We start from the raw sequence: 4,127 nt of genomic DNA, 5'->3' as shown, positions 1-4,127 counted from the left end.
CGGAAATCCTCGGAAGCGCCAACTCAATCGCACGAAGACGGGCACTACATTCAACTACTTCGATCTTGGACCTCTTAAGATTCATTATCAGAGCCTCGAATGCCCCATCGATCACTTCATGCAGAGATCTTTTGCGCTCGTTGCTCAGTCGATTCCCACAGAACAGGCAGCTGCTCAGCTCATGATCGTCGTGATAACGCAAACCCTCGCCAACCCACTGGCGCATATCTCCGTGCTCTCGAAGATCGGCTAACACAATCTCCGCGGGGGAAACTTTGAGCAGGTGGCAGCCGCGCAGTACCAATTGACGCATGTCTTCTGGAGATAGCTCGATGCTCGGCAACTTCGGCATCGGCGCGGCTTGCGAAAGCATCTCGCGACTCTTGCTGAGTTCCGCTTCTCCGAGTTCCGAGTAGCCACTCAACGGAGGGCTGGAGTAGTCGCGCACCAAATTTGACGCGTCATACTTCCTACCGAGGCCGGTCTGTTCTGAAATATCTCTCGCAACTGTTCTCTTGTACAACGCGAATGCACGCTCAGCAGAACTGGCAGCGACGGAAGCGACTTCCAACCTAGACTGGAGAGCCACGGCTTCCTCCGTTGCGAGAGCTAGCTCCTGCGCAAGCTCCGCCTGCTCTTTTCCAATGTAGAACACCGGGCGAGCTTCGCCCTGATTCCAGTAAAAACTATCCTCAATGAAATCCGTATTGAAGACCAGTATTCGCCCACTAAGAGCACCCAGCCGGTCGGGACATGCTTGTAAACTGCCGTCCGTCAGATGCACCTCGAATGTCCCCTCCTCCGGCAGGGTCGCTGCTCGCGATCCAGCGCCGAGACTGGCAAATAGGCGAGATAGCGTTGTCTTTCCGCTTCCATTAAATCCGTAGATCAGGTTGTACCGACGGAATCGAGGCTGCTCAGAGGCCGAGCAGTCTCGAAACATACCCAGATCTTTGATACGACCTAGCTTTTCGATAATGGGGTGCGCCGCCACTTGAACCTCTGCTGCGGTCAGTTCTTATAAGTGCGGATCTCACCGTTTCCCTTAACGAGACGTCGTGATCTGTGGCACGAAATTCTGAGCCTCGTTACTTTTTTATAAGCCAGCTGGCTGCGGGCTTCCTGGCGAGACCCGGATTCGATACTAATCGTCGCTTCGTGTACATCGTGAGCTAAGCACGATGCCCCCGGTCGTGAGTCGAAATCACGACTCCGAAGCCGTGCCTGTCACCGGCAGGCCTTGAGCTGTACAAACATCCATCCTACCAAGCGCCACATCTCCGAGTGGATTCCAGCGAGGCCGGCATTGACGGAGAAATACGGTAACCAGGCGGCAGCTGGGACCGCGGCCATTGATCGTCTCATTGGCCTCGCGAAACGTGATCCGTATACTAGAGGTCCGGCAGCCTCCCGCTATACAAGTACTTCAACGGCGGAGTAGCGTCATTACAAGGAAACGGGATGGCCATTCTCCCTGCGCCCATGAAACCTCGCTGGCTGCGCGACCTGCTGCGGTTCCTGCCGCTGAAAAGCCAGTTCGTGCTGTCCGGGTCCGTGCGCGATCTGCAGGCGCATGAAACGACCCCCGGCAGCGCTAGTGCCGTGCCCCTGTCGATGGTGCTCACCAACGAACTGGCTGCAGCCGGTTACGAGCGCATCCTGGCGTACGACCCGATTGCAGGACTCAGGGTGGCACAGGCAACCGGTGCGCCGGCGACACACGATGCCCTGCTACAGGAACTAGGTTTGCAGTCGGCAAACGGCGCGGCGCCCGCCGGAACCGACTTGCTCGGTACAGTGCTTGAGCGAGTGGTACTGGGTGTTGGCCCAGCGACGGCGGTCATCGTGGATTTCGCTTCCAGGCTGATCATGCGCTCGGATGTGCTGGCCGCAGCGGAGCATCAACTGTTCACGCGCGCATTGGTATTGACGCAGAGGGCGAGCGCGAGACCGGTAGGCCGGAACCGCTCGCCGCTGTTCAACTCGATTCTCTGGCTGGTCGATAAGGAAGGTGACTTGCCTGACTGGCTCATCATCGATAACCCTCGCCTGCGTCACATTCCAGTTGCGAAACCGGATCGGCTCGCGCGCCGTGCGGTCGCTGCCTCGCTGATCCGAAGTTTGCCAGGCGCCCGCGAAGCCAGCTCCGAAGTACTCGGCCGAGCGGAGCAAGATCTGGTCGACGAGACCGAAGGGCTGCTACTCATGGACTTGAACGCTATCGTCGGTCTCGGTCGCGCCGAGGGCTTGAATGTCACTGCGGTCGCGGATGCGGTCCGGCGCTACAAAGTGGGTGTGACGGACGACGAATGGCGCAAGATCGAGCGCAGCAAGATTGCCTCTGCCGAGGACTTTGTCGCGCGTCGCGTAATTGGGCAGACACATGCAGTCACTCACATGCTCGACATCATCAAGCGAGCAGCGACCGGCATCAGCGGCGCTCGTCGCGGTGGTCGTCCTCGCGGCGTCGCGTTCCTCGCTGGACCGACCGGCGTCGGCAAGACCGAGCTGGCGAAGACAGTGACGGAACTGCTGTTCGGTGACGAGACGGCATACATCCGCTTCGACATGTCGGAGTTCAGCGCCGAGCACGCCGATCAACGATTGCTGGGCGCACCGCCCGGCTACGTCGGTTATGACGTCGGCGGCGAGCTCACCAATGCGATCCGAGAAAAGCCATTCAGTGTGGTGCTGTTCGACGAAATCGAAAAAGCGCACCCACGCATCCTCGATAAATTCCTGCAGATTCTGGATGACGGCGTGCTCACTTCGGGCCGCGGCGATCGAGTGTATTTTTCCGAGGCGCTAATCGTGTTCACGTCGAACCTGGGAATCTACTCCACCGATAGCAGCGGCGCGCGGCTACCCAATGTCACGGCGGCGCAGCCCTACGACGAAGTTCGCAGCAAGGTTCGCAGCGAGATCGACAGCCATTTTAAAGTAGTGCTGAACCGACCCGAGATCCTCAACCGTATCGGCGAGAACATCATCGTGTTCGATTTCATCCGACCGGACGTCGCCGTGCGCATCTTCGAACAGATGGTAGTTTCGATACTGAGTAACGTGAAAGAGGCCGGCTACGACATTTCCCTCGCCGCCGCGGCACGCACGCAGCTGCAAAGCCTGTGCCTGGCGGATCTGTCGAATGGCGGCCGCGGCATTCGCAATCAACTCGAAGCGCACCTCACCAATCCGCTGGCCCGCGCGCTGTTCGAGCATGAGCGGGGAGCAGCGCGTTTCGAGATCTCTAAAGTGGTGGTCGGCGTGACGACTTCGCTCGTGCTCGGACCAGCGGCGTGACCAGTATTGCGATCTCGCGGCTGCATTTTCCAGTCACCACGTTGGGGCCGGGGCGACGCCTGGGCATCTGGTTGCAGGGCTGTTCGATTCGTTGCCCCGGCTGCATTTCCGTCGACACCTGGCCTGAAGGCCGTGGCGTCACGACGGTTGCGCAGATCATGGACGCTCTGCGAGGCTGGATCGCCGAGGCCGATGGAATCACAATTTCTGGCGGCGAGCCGTTCGATCAACCGGAAGGCCTGCGCGACTTGCTCCGGTCATTGCGCGAGCAAACGCCGGTTTCGGTGCTGGTGTATTCAGGACACCCCTTCGAGCGCATCGCTGCGTGGCTCCAGCGCAATCCAGACCTGGTCGATGGTCTGATGTCAGAACCTTTCGAAGCGTCCAGATCACAAACGCGAGCCTTGCGCGGCAGTGACAATCAGCACTTACATCTGCTGACACCACTCGGCGTGAGCGCGCTCGCAGTCATCGATCGGCCCATCGACGCTCAGGAGCGCACGCTCGATGCCATGTTCGACGCGGACGGTACAGTGTGGTTCGCTGGCATTCCGATGCGCGGCGACCTGGCGAAACTGCGGGCGGTGCTAGCCGAAGCTGGCCATGACGTATCGCTCACCGAGGGCAGCGTCTGATCATGGCGGCAATGATTCGACTGTGCCCCAACTGTCGAACCGAACGCCCGTTGACCGAGCTGTATTGCGATGGCGACTTCGAAGGTGCGCCGTGCAACTGGGATCTTACTTCCGCTCGCATCAGCGAATCCGGGCGCGGGTATGAACCGCTGGCTGCAGTTGGCGCGGCCTGCAACAACGGTCATCCGATGG

At 59.5% G+C, this 4,127-nt stretch carries 3 protein-coding genes; 2 read left to right on the top strand and 1 reads right to left on the bottom strand.

The features are described 5' to 3' along the window. The coding region (locus JNL55_RS34880) for an AAA family ATPase (RefSeq protein WP_293865837.1) at positions 1-994 on the bottom strand (994 nt) is incomplete at its 3' end. Positions 995-1,461: 467 nt separating this feature from the next. On the opposite strand from JNL55_RS34880, the gene JNL55_RS34875 reads away from it, so the two are divergent. Continuing rightward, positions 1,462-3,300: an AAA family ATPase gene (locus JNL55_RS34875; RefSeq protein ID WP_293865834.1), complete on the top strand. Its 1,839-nt coding sequence runs from the start codon at positions 1,462-1,464 to the stop codon at positions 3,298-3,300. After that, on the top strand, positions 3,297-3,935 hold the full coding sequence (locus JNL55_RS34870) for a 4Fe-4S single cluster domain-containing protein (protein WP_293865831.1): 639 nt from the start codon (positions 3,297-3,299) through the stop codon (positions 3,933-3,935). Before JNL55_RS34875 ends, JNL55_RS34870 begins: the two co-directional genes overlap by 4 nt. Positions 3,936-4,127: the final 192 nt, after the last annotated feature.

Source organism: Steroidobacter sp. (genome assembly GCF_016790065.1).
Taxonomy (GTDB): domain Bacteria; phylum Pseudomonadota; class Gammaproteobacteria; order Steroidobacterales; family Steroidobacteraceae; genus Steroidobacter.
The sequence above is the reverse complement of the archived record's forward strand: the minus strand, read 5'-3'. Positions and strand labels throughout refer to the sequence as shown.

What these genes read in the sequence shown, in the direction of transcription:
- JNL55_RS34875 (WP_293865834.1), top strand. Translation starts at nt 1,462, where the DNA reads ATGGCCATTCTCCCTGCGCCCATGAAACCTCGCTGGCTGCGCGACCTG.